General features: G+C 39.8%; 16 protein-coding genes and 2 pseudogenes. 17 read left to right on the top strand and 1 reads right to left on the bottom strand.

The annotated features are described in order from the left end of the window. Nucleotides 1–116: 116 nt before the first annotated feature. Nucleotides 117–983, bottom strand: coding sequence for a transposase (locus tag JEU79_RS21030; protein ID WP_198265640.1), 867 nt, complete (start codon nucleotides 981–983; stop codon nucleotides 117–119). Between the two features lie 381 nt (nucleotides 984–1,364). On the opposite strand from JEU79_RS21030, the gene JEU79_RS21025 reads away from it, so the two are divergent. The 17 genes and pseudogenes from JEU79_RS21025 to JEU79_RS20935 all read left to right on the top strand — a co-directional run bounded on the left by JEU79_RS21025 (nucleotide 1,365) and on the right by JEU79_RS20935 (nucleotide 18,746). Beyond that, nucleotides 1,365–2,294: a response regulator gene (locus JEU79_RS21025; RefSeq protein ID WP_198265639.1), complete on the top strand. Its 930-nt coding sequence runs from the start codon at nucleotides 1,365–1,367 to the stop codon at nucleotides 2,292–2,294. Nucleotides 2,295–2,519: 225 nt separating this feature from the next. Further along, on the top strand, nucleotides 2,520–4,841 hold the full coding sequence (locus JEU79_RS21020; RefSeq protein WP_425511193.1) for a Tex family protein: 2,322 nt from the start codon (nucleotides 2,520–2,522) through the stop codon (nucleotides 4,839–4,841). A 205-nt stretch (nucleotides 4,842–5,046) separates the two neighbouring features. Then, nucleotides 5,047–5,652, top strand: a complete 606-nt coding sequence (locus tag JEU79_RS21015) for a peroxiredoxin (protein ID WP_198265637.1) — start codon at nucleotides 5,047–5,049, stop codon at nucleotides 5,650–5,652. Between the two features lie 393 nt (nucleotides 5,653–6,045). Beyond that, a complete protein-coding gene (locus JEU79_RS21010) occupies nucleotides 6,046–7,776 on the top strand; it encodes an acetolactate synthase 3 large subunit (RefSeq protein ID WP_198265636.1) in 1,731 nt (576 codons plus the stop codon). A 76-nt stretch (nucleotides 7,777–7,852) separates the two neighbouring features. Continuing rightward, nucleotides 7,853–8,350, top strand: coding sequence for an acetolactate synthase small subunit (gene ilvN / locus JEU79_RS21005; RefSeq protein ID WP_198265635.1), 498 nt, complete (start codon nucleotides 7,853–7,855; stop codon nucleotides 8,348–8,350). Between the two features lie 47 nt (nucleotides 8,351–8,397). Continuing rightward, entirely contained in the window at nucleotides 8,398–9,414 is a 1,017-nt protein-coding gene (ilvC, locus tag JEU79_RS21000; protein ID WP_198265634.1) for a ketol-acid reductoisomerase, read from the top strand. 325 nt (nucleotides 9,415–9,739) lie between these two features. Continuing rightward, a complete protein-coding gene (gene pssA, locus JEU79_RS20995; protein ID WP_198265633.1) occupies nucleotides 9,740–10,546 on the top strand; it encodes a CDP-diacylglycerol--serine O-phosphatidyltransferase in 807 nt (268 codons plus the stop codon). Between the two features lie 22 nt (nucleotides 10,547–10,568). After that, nucleotides 10,569–12,104 carry a 2-isopropylmalate synthase gene (locus JEU79_RS20990; protein ID WP_198265632.1) on the top strand — a complete coding sequence of 512 codons (1,536 nt, stop codon included), beginning with the start codon at nucleotides 10,569–10,571 and terminating at the stop codon, nucleotides 12,102–12,104. Nucleotides 12,105–12,106: 2 nt separating this feature from the next. Then, complete coding sequence (locus JEU79_RS20985) at nucleotides 12,107–12,958, top strand: uracil-DNA glycosylase (protein ID WP_198265631.1); 852 nt, start codon at nucleotides 12,107–12,109, stop codon at nucleotides 12,956–12,958. Next, the gene (gene rimI, locus JEU79_RS20980) at nucleotides 12,951–13,424 is read left to right on the top strand and encodes a ribosomal protein S18-alanine N-acetyltransferase (protein ID WP_214660643.1); all 474 of its coding nucleotides are present in this window, start codon (nucleotides 12,951–12,953) and stop codon (nucleotides 13,422–13,424) included. Before JEU79_RS20985 ends, rimI begins: the two co-directional genes overlap by 8 nt. Before the next feature lie 34 nt (nucleotides 13,425–13,458). Next, nucleotides 13,459–15,039 (top strand): peptide chain release factor 3, encoded by a 1,581-nt coding sequence (locus JEU79_RS20975; protein WP_198265629.1) that lies wholly within the window; start codon nucleotides 13,459–13,461, stop codon nucleotides 15,037–15,039. A gap of 280 nt (nucleotides 15,040–15,319) precedes the next feature. Continuing rightward, nucleotides 15,320–16,251: pseudogene (locus JEU79_RS28960) on the top strand (IS3 family transposase); the annotation flags it as partial. 67 nt (nucleotides 16,252–16,318) lie between these two features. Next, nucleotides 16,319–16,495 carry a YgaP-like transmembrane domain gene (locus JEU79_RS20950; protein ID WP_198265627.1) on the top strand — a complete coding sequence of 59 codons (177 nt, stop codon included), beginning with the start codon at nucleotides 16,319–16,321 and terminating at the stop codon, nucleotides 16,493–16,495. Nucleotides 16,496–16,574: 79 nt separating this feature from the next. Next, nucleotides 16,575–17,222: a hypothetical protein gene (locus JEU79_RS27005; protein ID WP_246540443.1), complete on the top strand. Its 648-nt coding sequence runs from the start codon at nucleotides 16,575–16,577 to the stop codon at nucleotides 17,220–17,222. After that, complete coding sequence (locus JEU79_RS28955; RefSeq protein ID WP_425511192.1) at nucleotides 17,117–17,344, top strand: HAMP domain-containing protein; 228 nt, start codon at nucleotides 17,117–17,119, stop codon at nucleotides 17,342–17,344. The genes JEU79_RS27005 and JEU79_RS28955 overlap by 106 nt, the downstream gene beginning before the upstream one ends. Then, nucleotides 17,329–17,565: pseudogene (locus JEU79_RS20940) on the top strand (histidine kinase dimerization/phospho-acceptor domain-containing protein); the annotation flags it as partial. The gene JEU79_RS28955 and the pseudogene JEU79_RS20940, both read left to right, overlap by 16 nt. Beyond that, nucleotides 17,562–18,746 carry an ATP-binding protein gene (locus JEU79_RS20935; protein ID WP_198265624.1) on the top strand — a complete coding sequence of 395 codons (1,185 nt, stop codon included), beginning with the start codon at nucleotides 17,562–17,564 and terminating at the stop codon, nucleotides 18,744–18,746. The pseudogene JEU79_RS20940 and the gene JEU79_RS20935, both read left to right, overlap by 4 nt. Nucleotides 18,747–18,758: the final 12 nt, after the last annotated feature.

Here is an 18,758-nt window from a genome sequence, read left to right as displayed (position 1 = left end):
ACTTTTTATCTTTTAGTTATTTTAAGTTGTGTGTCCGGTTAAGTATAGCCACATTAAGCAAGTCTGATGACTTTGTTCAATAACGCTCAATGGCTTGTGAGGTAATTTTTCTGCTCTCATATAATCAAGTGCTGCATCGTTGAGCGTATAATCAACAGCAGCACCTCGTAACAATTGTAGAAAATTAATCCGGTCTTATATCGAGTACTTGAAAACCAGGCAAAGGTTTCATTGCCAACGTGAGTACAATAACCATTCTTTCCATCATGACGACTACCCGTATCATCAACATGGATATAAGTACTATTGTTGATACCGGCAGTTAGCAATGTATTTTTTTCAGTATGAAAATGGTCTTTGTCATGGATTAAAATCTCATTGATCTGACCCGTTGAAATATCAAAACCTAATTCTGTTAATTGTTGTATTATCAATGGCTGAGTCACTCTCTGGTGATAATATTGATAAACGATATAACTCTGTAATGTATGGCCAAAATGTCCTATATGTGTATCAAAGCTCAATTTTCCTATACAGGTATCACCATCGGGTGTTTTATAGCGAGCCAATCGATAACGAGTATTGAAAGGCTTAATCAGCAGCTCCTGAACAAAATAATCCTGATACCCTAAAAAACGTGAATGTTCTGGCAGGTTATCTGGTTTGATAACGGTGGTTTTATGAATAGCCAATTTCTTCTTTCGTTTACGACTTTTACTAGTCCCATTTCCTGAGTTGTTTTTCTTGCTTCCTGAATGACCTGTCGGATTATCATTGTCATCATCCTTTGGCAATTTACTGGCTCTTATTTTAGGCTTTGGAGGTAGCTTTTTAAGCTTAGCAACTTCTGTTTTAAGGGCATCGATTTCAACCTGTTGGTTTTGAATGATTTCCTGTTGTTGCTCCATGAAAGCAAGGAGTAATCGGACTACCGGTGTCTTTTCTTCTTCAGGTATCTCTGGAATTGGAGGTAATTTTTTCACTATAATCAATACAGGTTGTTTTCAATAAAACAATTGTATCATGGCTTTTTAAGGCTCTTTAGTTTGCCCTGTGTTGATCAAACTCCCTCTCAGTTAAGATAATATTCAAAAATATTCTATTTCGATCTGAGACAGATCGACAGGATCATTTATAGGGATAAATTACATGGGGCAGTGAAAATGCAATTTTTGTCCTCTAAAATGCTGTCAAGACTTTTTTTGTTTTTATTTCAAGTTTTGCACAGACTTATTGAGAAGTTACAAGAAGCTTATCTAAGACTTTATTTTCTTTTAATTTTTTTGACGTGAATACGTTTTTGATTCGACAGCTCATTGGTTGTCAATTTTGTTTTTTTTAGAGGTTAACATAGGGTAATGGGTATGACTGTAAAACACGTACTTGTGGTAGATGATTCCAAATCAGCGCGATTTATGCTGAGAAAAATGCTGGGCAAAATTAATTTGACCGCTGACTTAGCTGAATCGGGTGAAGAAGCACTGGATTATCTAAAAAGCAATCAGCCTGATGCCATTTTTATGGATCACATGATGCCTGGCCTCAATGGCCTTGAAACCGTCGAAAAAATTAAAACAAATCCTCAAACGGCTGTTATTCCTGTGGTGATGTATACCTCTCAGGACAGTGAAGAATATGAAAAAAATGTAATTTCACATGGTGTACTCGATATTTTACCCAAGCCTGCCTCGCCCGATAACCTCAATGCCGTAGTACGTAAGTTGAATGATCTACCTGACATCCCATTAGGTCAGGTTGCTTCCAATGATGCGCATCAAATTTCTGCTGAAGACATTGAAAAAATGGTCAGAAAAACAGCCGAAGCGGCTGTTGCTGCAGCGGTACGTTATCAGGTGATTGGCACCACAGCACAGCAATTATCAAAATTCCGTCAGGAACTGCAATTATGTGATGAAACTAAGGCGGAAACAATTTCTGAGAAAGTTTTCGATATACGCATAAATTCTTTTTCCAATAAGATCTCTAATCATATTGAGGAGTCCATGGCAGAATTGGCATCTAAGTTAGATGGCGTTGGTAAGAACAATATTTCTAAGATTGACTCAGAAACTTTAGAAGAAATTAAGAGTGTGGCAAGACTGTCTTCAACGTCTAAGGCTATTGATGCGGCGAAAGAAACTGCCAGTATGGTAGCACATGAATCCATGATGATGGTGACTGATGCGATTAATGAATCGAACAAAAAAATGGCCAAGCGTATTACCTATGGCACTATAATCGCTTCTGGTATTGGTATTTTATCAGCCTTTGCAGTGTATCTTGCCTTATATTAATTTTTTGCCCAATGACTGCTGTTAAAAAAGGCTATTTCTATTAAAAAGAAATAGCCTTTTTTTTTATTCTGCACTATCATTCCTGACTCATATTTTAAATCAATTTTGCAAATACTCTTTTAAACCTAAAATAATCAGTTGGTTCAACTGATTATTTTAGGTTTAAATACAATCGTCAATGGAATATAACGTCAAATGCCCACCCCTGATAAGAACCCGCTTGCTATAAAACCAATCGCTTTAAGAATAGCAGAAGAACTGAACGTCAATGTGTCACAGATTGAAGCCACAATCACTTTATTAGACGGTGGTGATACCGTCCCCTTTGTGGCGCGTTATCGCAAGGAAGTCACTGGTGGGCTAGATGATATACAGCTACGCCTTCTGGATGAACGTTTGGATTATCTTCGAGAGCTTGATGAGCGTCGTGAGGTGATTTTAAAAACCATTAAAGAACAGGGTAAATTAACGTCTATTCTGGAAACGTCTCTACTTGATGCTGAAACCAAGACACGCCTGGAAGATTTATATAAACCTTATAAAGTGAAGCGTCGCACCAAGGCGCAACTGGCGCGTGAAGCTGGCCTTGAGCCTTTAGCGGATAGCTTATTAGACGACCCGACAATAATACCTGAAGCACTGGCTGAAGACTTTGTCACCAGTAAAGATGAGAATGCTATAGCAACGGCTAAAGATGCATTAGATGGCGCTAAGCAAATTCTTATGGAACGTTTTGCCGAAGATCCAGAACTCGTGGGTAATCTGCGTGAACATTTATGGGAAGCGGGGCAGATGACCTCCAAAGTTGTCGAAGGACAGGAAGAAGCAGGGAATAAGTTTTCAGATTATTTTGATAGTACAGAAAAATTAGAAGAAATGCCTTCGCATCGTATTCTGGCTTTGTTTCGTGGTAGAAAAGAAGGCTTTTTGACTATTAATACTGATGTTGAAGAACAGCCAGTAGAGGCAGGTCAATTGTCACTGATGGAACGAAAAATAGCACATCATTTTGGTATTGAAGATCAGGGGAGAGCTGCGGACAAATGGTTGCAAGAAACCGTGAAATGGACCTGGCGTATTAAGATTAAAACCTCATTGGATATGGATCTAATCAAGCGCTTGCGGGAACGCGCCGATGAAGCGGCTATTGATGTGTTTGGTAAAAATCTAAATGACTTACTATTAGCAGCACCTGCCGGACAAAAAGTCACTATTGGTCTTGATCCCGGTTTACGGACAGGGGTTAAAGTTGTGGTGGTTGATGAAACAGGCAAATACTTGGATCATGCGACTATTTATCCCCATGCCCCGAAAAGACAATGGGATCAATCGATTCATATTTTAGCGGCGTTGGCAAAAAAACATCAGGCAAGCTTAATCAGTATCGGTAATGGCACTGCTTCAAGAGAGACGGATAAATTGGCCGCTGATCTCATCAAACAATACCCTGATTTGAGAATGAATAAAATTGTCGTTTCAGAAGCCGGTGCATCGGTTTATTCAGCCTCTGAATTGGCCTCTAATGAATTCCCCGATCTGGATGTGTCGATTCGTGGTGCAGTATCCATTGCCCGACGCTTACAAGATCCCTTGGCCGAACTCGTTAAAATTGATCCTAAATCAATTGGTGTGGGACAATATCAACATGATGTCAGTCAAACCCAACTCACCCGTAAACTAGAAAATATTGTTGAAGATTGTGTCAACGGTGTCGGTGTTGACTTGAATACGGCCTCAGTGCCTTTGTTGACCCAGGTTTCGGGATTGAGTCGTACCATGGCGGCTAATATTGTTTCTTATCGAGAACAAAATGGCGCGTTTAAAAACCGCAAAGAATTACTCAAAGTTGCACGTCTAGGGGATAAAGCATTTGAACAATCGGCGGGCTTTTTACGGGTCATGAATGGTGATAACCCTCTTGATAGCTCAGCGGTTCACCCAGAAGCCTATCCCTTAGTAGAAAAAATACTCAGATTGAAAAATTGTGATATTCGTCAGTTAATTGGTGATGCCAATTTTCTAAAATCCTTAAATCCAGCAGAATTTACTGATGAGCAATTTGGTGAGCCCACAATCAGAGACATTCTCAAAGAATTAGAAAAGCCTGGTCGCGATCCGCGCCCTGAGTTTAAAACTGCAGAATTTAAAGAGGGCGTTGAAGAGCCCAAAGATCTCCAAGCCGGTATGATTCTAGAAGGCGTGGTGACGAATGTGACCAATTTTGGTGCCTTTGTCGATATTGGCGTGCACCAGGATGGCTTGGTACATATCTCGCAATTAGCGGATAAATTTGTCAAAGATCCGCGTGAAGTGGTTAAGGCGGGTGATGTGGTGAAGGCCAAAGTCGTTGAAGTTGACCTGAAACGTAACCGAATTGCACTGACGATGCGTTTGCAAGAAAAAGTGGAAACACCGCGTAAAAATGCCAATGACTCTCAGGGTCAAAAGCCAAATAGCGTAGTTAATAAACGTAGCATGCAAAAAGCCAAGCAGGCAGCACCAGCCAATAATGCCATGGCAAATGCCTTTGCAAAATTAAAATCTTAATGGGCTTGCTTTAAGCTATCAGGCGCTATAAGATAACCCACTAAATTACTTGGTTATTAAGATTAAGTTTTAAATGATTATTACCATAAAAAATAAAAATCCATTTTGCTCTTGAATTAAGCGCAAGTGGACTTATTAAAGAATTACTAACCCATCTATTGGTTAAAAAATAATAATTTGACCAAGCCTTAAGGAGAATTAAATAATGAGCGTACTAGTCGGTAGAGCTGCACCTGATTTTACTGCTAACTGTGTTATGGCAGATGGCGAAATTAACGAAAGTTTCAATTTTGCTGATCACATTAAAGGTAAATATGCAGTTTTATTCTTTTACCCACTGGATTTCACTTTCGTATGTCCATCAGAGCTAATTGCTTTTGATCACCGTATTGAAGAATTCACTAGCCGTGGTGTTGAAGTCATTGGTTGTTCAATTGATTCTCACTTCACTCACAAAGCGTGGAGAAGTACAGCTATCAACAATGGCGGAATCGGCGAAGTAAAATATCCATTAGTTGCTGATATTGATCACTCAATCTGTCAGGCTTATGATGTTGAACATCCTGAAGCGGCTGTTGCTTTTCGTGGTTCATTCCTGATTGATAAGGTTGGCAATGTTCGTCACCAGGTTGTGAACGACTTACCTCTGGGTCGTAATATTGATGAAATGTTACGTATGATCGATGCCCTACAGTTTACTGAAGAGCATGGTGAAGTTTGTCCAGCCGGTTGGAACAAAGGTGATACTGGTATGAAAGCAACTACTGAAGGTGTTGCTGAGTACTTAGCAGAAGAAGCAGATAAGCTATAAGTTTTAACTGTTTTCTCTTAGGGCGTTTTTCTGGTTCATGCCAGAAAAATACGCTAAGAGTCTCTCTATTCTACTTCACTTCGTTCTGCCTCTTTTTCCCAAATTTTTATTCAGTTTCATCTAATACTTTATCAAAAAACAATTTTATAGCTATTTAAATGCTTTTTTTACAAAATTAACTCAACAAGTGTCATTTTTTTGCTGAAACCCTTGTTAAGACACGATATAATATTAGATTATTTGCATGAAAGAGTTTTCAAAACAAACAAATTTAAACAGTAGTGTATAAATAAGAGGTGTGATAATAACTGATCCAGAATCAGCTTATTAACTACAATGCTTTGTTACTACTGTTTTACACTATTAAATATAAGCTTATACGGGAGTTAAATAGTGGAATTATCAGGTGCTGAAATTATTGCACAATTCCTCGAAGATGAGGGTGTTGAATACCTGTTTGGATATCCAGGCGGGGCAGTGTTGCATATTTATGATGCCTTATTGCGTGCAGAAAAAGTCAAACACATTCTAGTGCGTCATGAACAGGCGGCGACTCATGCGGCAGACGGCTATGCGCGTTCTACGGGCAAGCCGGGTGTCGCATTAGTGACCTCTGGCCCTGGCATGACCAATGCCGTGACAGGTATTGCTACTGCCTATCTTGATTCAATTCCATTAGTGGTTCTTACCGGACAGGTGCCTACGGGCGTGATTGGTAGTGATGCCTTTCAGGAAGTTGACTCAGTGGGCATCTCGCGTCCTTGTGTGAAACATAACTTTCTGGTGAAAGATGTCAAAGATTTGGCCGAAACACTGAAAAAAGCATTTTATGTAGCAACAACGGGGCGCCCAGGCCCTGTAGTTGTTGATATTCCAAAGGATATTACTGATCCGAATATCAAAATACCTTATACTTTTTTACCGTCGGTAGAAATGCGCTCATATAATCCCGTGACCAAGGGACATCCTGTGCAGATTAAAAAAGCACTGGATTTAATGCTGCAAGCTAAGCAACCGATATTTTATACTGGTGGTGGCGTTGTTTTGAGTAATGCCTCTTCATCGCTACGCTCCTTAGTACGGCGCTTAGGTTTTCCTATTACCAATACTTTAATGGGGCTGGGTTCCTACCCCAGTACCGATGAATTGTATTTAGGCATGCTCGGTATGCACGGTACTTATGAAGCCAATATGGCGATGCATGATACCGATGTTTTAATTGCTGTCGGCGCTCGCTTTGATGATCGGGTCACGGGACATTTAGAAAAATTCTGTCCCACCGCTAAGATCATTCACATTGATATTGATCCGGCCTCTATTTCAAAGACCGTTAAGATTGATATCCCTATTGTGGGTGACGTTGACGATGTATTGACCTCCATGTTAGAAATCCTTAAAGACATGGAAAGTAAAGATGCAGATGCTAATACCACACCTGATATTAAGGGCTGGTGGAAGCAGATTAAGCAATGGCGCAAGAAAAATTGCCTGCGTTACAATAAAAAAACCAAGACGATCAAACCACAATATGTCATTGAAAAATTGCATGAAGTAACCAAGGGTGATGCCTTTGTTACTTCTGATGTGGGTCAGCATCAAATGTTTGCTGCTCAATACTATGGTTTTGATGAACCGAGGCGTTGGATTAACTCCGGTGGCCTAGGCACGATGGGCTTTGGCTTACCTGCTGCGATGGGCGTACAATTAGCACATCTGGACAAGACCGTTGCCTGTGTAACCGGCGAAGGCAGTATTCAGATGAATATTCAGGAACTGGCGACGTGCATGCAATACCAATTGCCAATTAAAATCATTAATCTGAATAATCGCTATCTCGGTATGGTTCGACAATGGCAGGAATTCTTCTATGAAGGTCGCTATGCGATGTCGTATATGGATTCCATTCCAGATTTTGTTAAGCTAGCTGAAAGCTATGGTCATGTTGGTATGAAAGTTGAACAAACCAGCGATGTTGAAGATGCGTTAAAAGAAGCTTTTGCCATGACAGATAAACTGGTCTTTATTGATTTCATAACCAATCGAGAAGAAAATGTTTATCCGATGATTGCCAATGGCAAAGGTCATCATGAAATGGAACTTGCGCCTGATAGCGAACTGGTTTAATAGCGACTGCTTTTACACACGGCTGTTACAAGTCGTTGTCTAAGCAATTATTTGAATATATTTAAAGAGTTATAAAATGCGTCATATTATATCAATCTTAATGGAAAACGAAGCGGGTGCTTTGTCTAGAGTCGCAGGGCTGTTTTCTGCTCGTGCCTACAATATTGAGTCATTGACTGTTGCACCTACAGAAGATGCTTCACTGTCCAGAATGACTTTAGTTACGACGGGTTCAGCCGAAATTATTGAGCAAATCACCAAGCAACTTAATAAGTTAGTGGACGTAGTTAAACTCAATGATTTGAACGTGGCTGGCGTTCAGCATATTGAACGTGAAATGATGTTGATAAAAATTAAAGCCCCTGCTGCTTCCAGAGATGAAATTATGCGCTTAAGCAATATTTTTCGCGGTAATATCATTGATGTCACAGAAGAAATCTACACCGTAGAATTGACCGGCACAACTGATAAACTCAATGCATTTATTGCTGCCTTTGACTGTGAATCAATTTTAGAAACGGTTCGTTCCGGTGTCATGGGTATTGCTCGCGGTAGCTCAGCTCTGCACATATAAACGTAAAAAAACATATAACTTAAAACATAAACAGAAGGTTTGGATTAATGAACATATATTATGATAAAGATTGCGATCTTTCCATCATCAAAGGCATGAAAGTCACCATCGTTGGTTATGGTTCTCAGGGTAACGCACACGCTAACAATCTGAAAGACTCGGGTGTTGACGTAACTGTTGCATTACGTGCTGGTTCTTCTTCTGCCGCTAAAGCAGAAGCGTCAGGCCTGACTGTAAAAAACACCGCTGATGCGGTTAAAGAGGCTGATGTTGTCATGATTTTAACGCCTGATGAGTTTCAGTCTCAATTATATAAAGAAGAAATTGAACCTAATATCAAGCAAGGTGCTACTTTAGCATTTGCTCATGGTTTCAGTATCCATTATAACCAGGTTGTTCCTCGTGCTGATTTAGATGTTATCATGATTGCGCCAAAAGCACCTGGTCACACAGTGCGTTCTGAGTTTGTTAAGGGCGGTGGTATTCCTGATTTGATTGCTATCTTCCAGGATGCTTCTGGTAATGCTAAAAATGTCGCACTTTCTTATGCTTCAGGTGTTGGTGGTGGTCGTACTGGTATCATTGAAACTTCGTTTAAAGATGAAACAGAAACTGATTTATTTGGTGAGCAAGCAGTCTTATGTGGTGGTGCTGTTGAATTAGTTAAAGCCGGTTTTGAAACACTGACCGAAGCGGGTTATGCGCCTGAGATGGCTTATTTCGAGTGTTTGCACGAATTAAAACTGATTGTTGATTTGATGTATGAAGGCGGTATCGCTAACATGAACTATTCAATTTCAAACAATGCTGAGTATGGCGAATATGTGACTGGTAACAAAGTTATCAATGACGAAAGCCGTAAAGCGATGAAAGAAGCCTTAGATAACATCCAAAATGGTAATTATGCTAAGCGTTTCATAATGGAAGGTCAGACCAACTATCCTGAAATGACGGCATGGCGTCGTAACAATGCGGCTCATCCCATTGAGCAAACCGGTGCTAAATTACGTGAAATGATGCCTTGGATCACTGAAAATGCACTCGTTGACAAAGACAAGAACTAATTTGTCCTTGCTGCATCGGTGACTTTTGGGTCATTTATAAAAAAAGCCTGCTTTTAGCAGGCTTTTTTGTGTCTTTTATTCGCTTGGAAGGGGATTTTTGTGGATAATAGGGTACCGATCAACCTGCTTTACACTTCAAATGTAGGATGTGGTGAGGAACGAACCGCATCAATGGCTTTAAACAAACGTTTTTGATGTGGATCGTTGCACACAGCACATCCTACAAGTGTAAAGATAAATAGGCTTATTTGGTCAGTCCCAATAATAGACCAATCTAGTTATATTCAAGCATCGTGGATATATCAATAAACAAAAAAAGAAAAATATGGATAATAATACTTCAAACGACGACAATAATGACGCTAAAATTGATAATCAGCCAGATAAGGCGATTGAAGAATTTGAGCAGAAAGATCAAAAATCTGCTAAACGACGAGGCATTTATTTACTGCCAAACTCTTTAACCACAGGCGCTCTATTTGCCGGTTTTTATGCCGTCATTGCGGCCATGAACGGTCAATTTGAAGGTGCAGCCTTAGCTATTTTTATCGCTATGATCCTCGATGGCCTTGATGGTCGTGTTGCCCGGATGACCAATACTCAGAGTGACTTTGGTGCTGAATACGATAGTCTATCGGATATGATTTCATTTGGTATTGCTCCAGCACTCATTATGTATACCTGGTCTCTATCAACATTAGGTAAAATTGGCTGGATTGCCTCATTTATTTATGTGGTAGGTGCGGCATTACGCTTAGCACGTTTTAATACTCAGGTCGGGCATGCTGACAAGCGTTATTTTCAAGGGCTTGCCAGTCCCGCTGCCGCAGGCTTTTTAGTGGGCTTTGTATGGTTATGTTCAGAAAATGGTATCAGCGGAGAAAGTTTGAGTTATCTGGTGCTATTATTTACCGTAGGGGCTGGCTTGCTAATGGTTAGTACAGTGAAGTACCGAAGCTTTAAAGATCTTGATTTGAAGAATAAGGTCCCCTTTGTTTCGATTCTGATTATGGTGTTGATTTTTGTCTCCATTGTTTATCAACCCCCGTTAATTTTATTCAGTATTTTTGCCTTATATACCTTTTCAGGTTTATTGGGCTACATCATACGTAAATTTAGAAAACTTAAATAGTGCCCGACTGGAGAGCTATTAAATGAGCGATAAATTAATAATTTTTGATACCACCTTACGTGATGGTGAGCAGAGTCCTGGTGCTTCCATGAACAAGGATGAAAAAGTCCGCATCGCTAAAGTATTAGAGCGTATGAAGGTCGATGTGATCGAAGCAGGATTTCCTGTGGCCAGTCCCGGTGATTTTGAAGCGGTCAAAGCGGTAGCTGACACCATTAAAGACAGTACAGTTTGTGCTTTATCCCGCGCCTTAGATAAAGATATTGACCGTGCGGGTGAAGCCCTAAAAGGCGCTAATTCATCACGTATTCATACCTTTATAGCGACTTCTCCTATTCATATGGAGAAGAAATTGCGTATGACACCTGATCAAGTGGTAGAACAGGCAGTTGCAGCGGTTAAGCGAGCACGTCAACACACAGACAATGTTGAATTTTCACCAGAAGATGCTGGGCGTTCAGAACTTGATTTTTTATGTCGCGTTATTGAATCAGTCATTGATGCTGGTGCAACAACCATTAATATCCCGGATACCGTAGGCTATAATATACCTCAGCAGTTTGGGGCATTATTAAAGAACTTGCTGGAAAAAATTCCCAATTCAGATAAAGCGATCTTTTCCGTACATTGTCATAATGATTTAGGTCTTGCGGTGGCTAATTCATTGGCGGCAGTAATGAATGGTGCGCGACAAGTTGAATGTACCATAAATGGTTTGGGCGAACGTGCGGGTAATGCTTCACTTGAAGAAGTGGTTATGGCTATTCGTACGCGTCAGGATGTATTTCAATGTGATACGACATTGGATACCACGCAAATTATTCCCGCATCACGATTGGTTGCCGGAATCACTGGTTTTCCAGTACAGCCTAATAAAGCCATTGTGGGAGCGAATGCTTTTGCCCATGAATCAGGTATTCATCAGGATGGTGTGCTGAAAAATCGTGAAACTTATGAAATTATGCGTGCTGAAGATGTGGGATGGGCTAAGAATCAAATTGTGTTGGGTAAGCATTCAGGTCGAAACGCGCTGAAAAGTCGTTTAAAAGACCTCGGTATAGAGTTTGAGTCAGAAGAAAGTCTTAATAACGCTTTTGCTCGTTTCAAAGAACTGGCTGATAAAAAACATGAAATTTTTGATGATGACTTACAGGCACTCGTTTCTGAGACATCGGCTGCCGATATGGATGACGTGGTGAAACTGGTTTCCTTAAAAGTCTGCTCTGAAACCGGAGAAACACCACAGGCCAGTTTAATATTAAACGTCAATGGCAAAGAAGAAACGGCCAGTGCGGAAGGTGGCGGTCCTGTAGATGCAGCCTTTAAGGCAATTGAGGGGATCATCAATAGTCAGGCTGAACTAAAATTATACTCGGTAAATAATATTACCAGTGGTACTGATGCGCAAGGAGATGTTACCGTTCGTTTAGAAAAACAAGAGCGTGTTGTTAATGGTCAGGGTGCTGACACCGATATCGTTATAGCCTCTGCAAAAGCCTATATCAATGCACTGAATAAGCTTTTTCAAGTAGATGAACGGGCACACCCACAACTTTAATTATGAATCAGGCAAGACGACACTATTATCTGGATGCCATAGGCATACAAAATTGGCAATTAAAAACCGCTGAGGCTACTTGTTACACTGAGCAAGATGCGGTCGAACAGACGATTGTCGAGATGCCAAAAATAACACAGGAAGTCCCCCGAGATGTCGAGCCTGAAGTTATAGCGCCTGAAGTAATGGCGCCGGAAAGTTCAGCTGAAGAAATAATAGCACCTATAACTAATACTCCAGAGAGTAAAGTTTTAACTTCTGTCAGCAAGACACCTGAAAAGCAAGTCATTAGCTTTGCTGCACCCGCATCAGAATTGGAACAATCGCTTAAAGAATGTAAACAGTGCACTAGTCGGCAATCACGTTTAAGTGTTTTAACGGGACTGGGTACGATAGATGCTAAAGTCTTTGTGATCAGTGAAGCACCCAGTGCAGAAGAAGATCGGAGCGGTCATTACCTCAATGAACAAAAGGGCTCTTTATTACAAGCCATGTTTCAATGTATCGATGTGCAAGAATCATTCTTTCTAACGGGAATAATCAAATGTTATTCAGCAACAGATTATCTTTATAGTGAAGAAGAAGTGGCTCATTGTAGTCAATATTTACATGCACAAATTGAGCAAGTTAAACCTCAAGTTATTATGGTTTGGGGTGCAGCACAAGCTCAGTCCCTATTACAAAGCAAAAAAAGCTTTAATGAGCTACGTGGTCAGGTTCATCGTTTAAGCATAAATGAGCAGGAGTATTCACTGGTTGTGAGTTATCATCCGGCCTACTTATTACGAAACCCATTGTATAAACGAGAAGCTTTAAATGATTTAATCATGTTGAAACAATTACTCAATGACTAATACGCTGTCTGAAAATGACTTTGCTCAATCTGTGCGGACAATGACAGAGTTTGATCTGCCACCGGTTATGCAAATAGAACGAAAAGCCTATAAATTCCCTTGGACTGAAGGCTTTATGGCTGATTGTCTACGAGTTGCTTATCAGTGCTTCGTGTATGCTGTAGACGATGAAATTCGAGGCTATCTTATTTATAGTATCGTTTTAGATGAAGTACACTTGTTGAATGTTTGTATCGCACCTGAATACCATAATAAAGGCTATGGTCATGCTTTTATCAACTGGTTAATGAACCATGTCCGTGACTCGGGTAGTAAAACATTATATTTGGAGGTGAGGGCTTCTAATTATGCTGCGATACATCTCTATGAAACTATGGGCTTTAATGAACTAGGTCTTCGTCCTGATTATTACCCAGCAAAAAAAGGCAGAGAAGATGCCCAGCTTTTTGCTTGTGAGCTAACTTGAACTATACATTTTTTATATTTTAATTGGATTTTAAATGAGTGAATTTTTAGACGAAATAAGACGCAGGCGAACCTTTGCAATTATTTCTCACCCTGATGCAGGTAAAACAACCCTAACAGAAAAACTATTGTTATATGGGGGTGCTATCCAAATGGCGGGCACAGTCAAAGGCCGTAAGGCATCGCGACATGCCACCTCTGACTGGATGGATATGGAAAAAGAACGGGGTATTTCTGTTACCTCATCAGTGATGCAGTTTCCTTATAAAGGCTGTACCATCAACCTGCTGGATACACCAGGACATGAAGACTTCTCAGAAGATACCTATCGTACCCTGACGGCAGTGGATTCAGCCTTGATGGTGATCGATGTGGCAAAGGGTGTAGAGCAACGTACTGTTAAATTGATGGAAGTCTGTCGCCTACGTGACACGCCTATTTTAACCTTCATTAATAAGTTAGACCGAGAAGGCCGTGACCCTATTGATCTAATGGATGAAGTGGAAGCCGTGCTGAAGATCGGTTGCGCACCCATTACCTGGCCCATCGGTATGGGCAAGCGTTTTAAAGGCGTTTATCATCTTTATAATGACAAAGTTCACATGTTCAGTGCTACCCATGGCGGTAAGATTCAGGCCGGTGAGATTATTGAAGGCCTAGATAATCCTAAGTTAGATGAATTGATCGGTGAACAGGCGGAAGAGCTTAGAGAAGAAGTCGAACTCGTCCGTGGTGCTAGTAATGAATTTGACTTGGAACTCTTTCTAGGCGGTGCATTAACGCCTGTTTTCTTTGGTTCTGCTATTAATAACTTTGGTGTAGATGAAATGCTCGATGCCTTTGTTGATTATGCACCTGCACCCATGAACCGTAATACATTAACGCGTACGGTTGATGCTCATGAAGATAAAATGACCGGCTTTGTGTTTAAAATTCAGGCCAATATGGATCCACAGCATCGTGATCGTGTGGCCTTTATGCGTATTTGCTCAGGCCAATACACCAAAGGCATGAAAATGCGTCATGTGAGAATTGATAAGGATATTCAAATTGCCAATGCCATCACTTTTATGGCACAGGATCGAAGTCATGTGGAAAGTGCCTATTCCGGTGACATTATTGGTTTGCATAATCATGGTACGATTCGAATCGGTGATACCTTTACTCAAGGTGAAGATTTAAAATTCACTGGCATTCCAAACTTTGCGCCAGAATTATTCCGTCGTGCAAGGCTCAGAGATCCGATGCGTATGAAAGCCTTAATGAAAGGCTTAGAGCAATTAAGTGAAGAGGGTGCCACACAATTATTTAAACCCTTGAACAATAATGATCTGATTCTTGGTGCGGTGGGTATTTTGCAGTTTGACGTCGTTCGGGAGCGTCTCAAAGGTGAATACAAGGTTGATTGTGATTTTGAACCGGTCAATGTACAAACAGCACGTTGGGTCACTTGTGATGATGAAAATAAAATCAATGATTTTCGCAAAAAACTCAGTGATAATCTGGCCATTGATGGCAGTGGTGACTTGACCTATATTGCACCCACCCGGGTCAATTTGAACCTCACCATGGAACGCTGGCCAGAAATAGAATTCCTGAAAACACGGGAGCACTAAATAGGGCTTGATATGAATAGGAGCTTAATATGAGCGAAAGAGTGTTTAGGTTGATTTTAGGCATGGCTTTATGGGCTAGTTTATTAATTTCGACTATTTACCAAAATAATCATCTGGTGATTGTTTTTTGCCTCATATTACTCTTTGAAGGTATCACCAATTGGCGAATTCCCACTATAGTATCGAGAATTCGCTATGGTAAACAAGCAACTGATAATGTGGCTATACTTAACCGGACACACAACTTAAAATAACTAAAAGATAAAAAGTGTGACCTAAAATGAATGATCAAACAAAAAAACCGAATAAAAGCTATACATCAGAATTTAAAGAATCAGCTGTCAAATTAGCTAATGAGACGGATCAACCCGTTTCTCAGACTGCCAGGGAGCTAGGTGTTAATGTAAATACTCTACATACCTGGATCAGTAAATATTCCAAACCGGTGAAGACGGTAGCCAATAGAAGTGATGAACACATTTATGATGAAGTAAAACGTCTGAAAAAGAATTGGCAAAAGTGATTCAGGAGCGTGATTTATTAAAAAGGCCACAGCGTACTTTGCAAGGGAAACTTTGTGAAGTACGCATGGATAACTGATCAGGCTAAAGATTACCCGGTAACGATTCTGTGCCGTTTTATGGATGTTTCCCGTAGTTGCTATTATGATTGGGTTAGCTCTCCTAAAACGGATAGAGAGAAAGAAAATGAAGCGCTTACTGAGCAGCTAAAAAACTGTTTGAAGACAGTCGCAAGACTTATGGAACCCGTCGTCTTAAAAGAAAACTGGCTGAAAAAGGCGTTCATATAAGCCGCCGGAGAATTGGTCGATTAATGAAAAAAGCCGGTTTGTTTTGTAAAACGAAGAGACGCTTTAAAGCGACGACTAATTCCAAGCATAATAAGCGTATATCTCCAAATTTACTGGAAAGAGAGTTTACTGTCTCTCAACCTGATCGCTACTATGTGGGTGATATTACCTATATTGCCACCAAGGAAGGCTGGTTATATTTAGCGGTTGTCATTGACTTATTCTCTAGGCAAATTGTTGGCTGGTCGATGGATGAGCGAATGAAAGCCAAGCTAGTCAATGATGCTTTACTGATGGCCATATGGAAGCGTAAACCAATGGATGGATTGCTTTGGCATACTGACCGAGGTAGCCAATATGCCTCTGATAGTCATAGAAAAATATTGTCGGATCATAACATAATTCTGACACATCACTGATACTGCCAACTTAGCTGAGGATAAATTAATTACTACCGTCTTTGGTAAAGTGGAAGCAGAACGTATGATGCGTTTTATTGTGGTGCTATTTTTAGTCATTTCTTTCTTTTCTTTACCTGATGTCTTGTGGTTTTTCCCTTGGTATGTGGCTGGCATGATGATTGTTTCCGGAATCTCAAATATCTGTCCGATGGTTATGTTTTTACGCTGGGTTGGTTTTCGATGAAGCCTGTGTTATCTCAAGAACAGACAGCTGAACTTCCAAAAATTGGAAGTCTACTAGTATCGCAGGAAAAATAACGGCGGTGGTTGTTTGGGGTGTGATGCCCATAGCCTTCGCTATTACCATTCCATTATTAAGTTCTTTAGAAATGGAAATCAACAAAGATCATTTATGGAAATTGGAACAAATCCATACTCGCATCGATCAGCAATTTGATGCCACTCAGAACTTAAAATCTAAATCATCACGCGAGTCATTAAGAGCAAAAATATTTAAGTTAAAGAAGCAATATAAATTCGATTATTTAAAACTTGATATTTCCTCAACCACTATAGCTAATAGCACATCTAAAACAATATCTAAAGTATTCCCTAAAGAAATAGTCGTCGGTCAATGCCTACCAAATTCGAGCACCTATAATCACTCATCACAGCATTCCATCAGTCATAAACCAAGCTCTGATAGTGTTAATTTCTTATTAATGATCTGTTTCCCCTCTATAGAACGAGCCATTGAATTAGAGCACATGAAGTTTGGGAGTTTAATCGTAATTTTACCATTATTCTCGGCTTGTATCTTGTTTATGTCATTAGAAATACCTTACACGACCCTTTTCAAAAGGTCATTGATGCGACACAAAGCGTTACAGAAGGTGATTTGTCAACGCGCTTGGATATTCAAAGTAACGACGAATTCGGCTATTTATCACGCTTCTTTAATCACATGGTAGAAGAGTTGGCTATACAGCAACAACGATTAACGGATTCTAATAAATATCTTGAAAATGTGGTCGAAAATAAAGAAATGGCCTTGAAGAGAGCCGTGCAAAAAGTCTATTTTTGGCTAATATGAGTCATGAAATTCGCACACCTTTGACTGCGATACACGGTTATGCTGAAAATCTGTATCGTTTTGGGATTGAGGATAAAGAAGAACAACAAGAAGCCCTGGAAACCATTTATCGCAATAGTATTCATCTGATTGATATTATCAATGATATTTTAGATCTATCAAAAATTGAAGCAGACAAATTAGAAGTTGAGAGCCTGGCTTTTCACCGGTTAAACTCATGACTGAAGTTGAGCAATTGATGGCGATACAGGCTAAAGAAAAAGGCGTCAAACTAAGGTTTCGTTATGACTTACCGTTGCCAGAAAAAATACATAATGATCCAACGCGGTTAAAACAAGTACTTTTTAACTTGATCTCTAATGCGCTGAAGTTTACCCGAGAAGGTGAAGTGAATGTGACCTTGAGTTGTCATTATCAGCAAGAAGAATTACACGTGAGTGTTCAAGACAATGGTATTGGCTTGTCAAAAGATCAAATTGACCATTTATTTCAGCCCTATATGCAAGCTAAAAAATCCACTTCACGGCAATATGGTGGTACTGGATTGGGTTTGATGATTGCTCGCCGTCTGGTTAATTTGATGGGAGGGGACATTGAAGTTGATAGTAAAATGAGTGAAGGTTCAGTCTTTACTTTTTCCATTGTGACCGGTGATTTAAAAAATTCTCCGCGTTTAACCGAAATAAAAAACAATGACCTTTCTATTGATAATGTTAGCAATAATATTCCTACATTGAGTGGCAAAATACTACTCGTCGAAGACATTGCTGATAATCAGAAACTTATTTCCATGTATCTTCGTCAGGCAGGTTTAGATATAGATATTGCTGATAATGGTAAAGATGGTTTTAACAAAGCATTAAATGAAAATTATCAGCTTATTTTAATGGATATTCAGATGCCGATTATGGATGGCCTGACAGCGACTCAATACTTACGAGAAGCAGATTATACTGCACCTATCATTGCCTTGACTGCCAATGTATTAAAAAATGAGCGGGAAACCTATCTTGAAGCTGGATTTGATGATATTTTAACAAAGCCTATTATTTTAGATGAATTTTATTCATCGATAAAAAAATGGTTAAAATCTGATAGCAAAAGTAAAAAAGTAGTGATAAAACAGCCCGGAAATGATAGTTTTCAAACATTAGTACAACATTTTCTTCATTCCTTGGCTGACGAATTAGAGACAATGGATACGCTTGTTCCACAGTCAGAGTGGTTGAATTGTCAAAAAATTCTGCATAATATCAAAGGACGTGGTGGTAGTTTTGGTTTTCCAGAGCTCACACATTTAGCGAGTGAATTGGAAGCTTTGTTAAAAGACAAGCAATATCAAGCCTTCCAAAATAAATATACTGAGTTTAAACGTTATAGTCAGACTATTATTGTGACGTAATTTTAATGTGTT

The sequence above is a fragment of the sulfur-oxidizing endosymbiont of Gigantopelta aegis genome (assembly GCF_016097415.1).
Taxonomy (GTDB): domain Bacteria; phylum Pseudomonadota; class Gammaproteobacteria; order GRL18; family GRL18; genus GRL18.
This window is presented reverse-complemented; position numbering and strand designations above follow the sequence as displayed.